This window comes from Pseudomonas sp. HMWF006 (assembly GCF_003061205.1).
Classification (GTDB): domain Bacteria; phylum Pseudomonadota; class Gammaproteobacteria; order Pseudomonadales; family Pseudomonadaceae; genus Aquipseudomonas; species Aquipseudomonas monsensis.
Map to the genome: position 1 here is coordinate 1 of NZ_QAIU01000635.1, position 1,187 is coordinate 1,187.

Here is a 1,187-nt window from a genome sequence, read left to right on the forward strand (position 1 = left end):
TTGCAGCGACATGCCCACCCTTTTCATCGACACCCACGTGCCTCTCGACATCCTCATGGACGCCGCCAACCATCGTCTGCGCGCCGTGATCCAGGTGCTGGAAAACATGTGCATGCGCGGCTCGGTCGAATGCGACTCCGTCATCCTCAGCGATTTCGCCCAGCTCTGCGTGATCCCATTGCGTGACGGCTGTGATGTGCTTGATGTCATCGGCAGGCGCCTGCGCAGCATGCCCGCCTGAAAAAGATCAAAAGATCGCAGCCTTCGGCGGCTCCTACACGGGACTGGCGTTCGCCCTGTAGGAGCTGCCGAAGGCTGCGATCTTTTGACGTTAAAGGAAATCAGTTAGTCAGTCAGGGATGTACGCATCCTGAGAGTTGATAAAGCTGTTGAACGCATCGGAGTTGTAGACCTTCATGCACCCAAAAAACACTACTTTTTCATTCGAGTATTTGCTGTTTGAAGGCGTCTGCTCGTAAGCCGCCAACACGTAGTTTCGGGTTTCTTTGTAGGGATCGTGTAGCACTTGCAGCGTGTCTTCATTTTGCAGGATCGAATGCATGCCTTTGCCCATGAAGGAATAGGCATTGGCGGACAGTGCAATGTCTTTTTCCAGCAAGGAGTGTTCGTTGAATGGCTTTAGGATGCAGTGGCTCAGGCCGTAGTTCTTTAGTGTCTGGCGTGCCTGTTCAATGTGGGTTTCGTCGGCAAGGGCGAGGTATGGGCTAAGCAGGCTGAATAAGCAGATGATCAGATATCGCATGAGTTTTTGACTTCCTGTCGTTCATGGTTAGACAGTTTAACGCCATAAAAGCAAAGCCCCTCACCCTAACCCTCTCCCAGAGGGAGAGGGGACTGACCGAGTTGTATGGGTGATGTACACCGACCTGCGACTTCAGCGGTGAACTTCGCTTTGCCAAGCCTGGATGGTGGTGTTCTTTCGCGGGACTGACCGAGTCGTCTGGGTGATGTGCGCCGACTAGCGACTTCCGCGCTGATCTTCGCTTGGCCAAGCCTGGAGGGTGGGGTTCTTTCGGGTGACTGACCGAGTTGTCTGGGTGATGTACGCCGACTTGCGACTTCCGCGCTGATCTTCGCTTGGCCAAACCTGAGATCACGCTGATCTTTCAGGTCGATGTAACTCGCAAGATCACCACGGTCAGTCCCCTCTCCCTCCGGGAGAGGGT

The 1,187-nt window shown here is 54.3% G+C and carries 2 protein-coding genes; one reads left to right on the forward strand and one right to left on the reverse strand.

Translation table 11 applies throughout. The features are described 5' to 3' along the window. Positions 1 to 241: hypothetical protein (locus tag DBR24_RS29325; protein WP_128616443.1), on the forward strand; the 241-nt coding region annotated here is incomplete at its 5' end. 108 nt (positions 242 to 349) lie between these two features. Here DBR24_RS29325 and DBR24_RS29330 read toward each other — a convergent pair. Next, positions 350 to 763 (reverse strand): hypothetical protein, encoded by a 414-nt coding sequence (locus DBR24_RS29330; RefSeq protein WP_128616444.1) that lies wholly within the window; start codon positions 761 to 763, stop codon positions 350 to 352. Between the last annotated feature and the right edge of the window lie 424 nt (positions 764 to 1,187).

Coding starts and splice junctions, on each gene's coding strand:
- DBR24_RS29330 (WP_128616444.1), bottom strand. CDS start 763: ATGCGATATCTGATCATCTGCTTATTCAGCCTGCTTAGCCCATACCTC.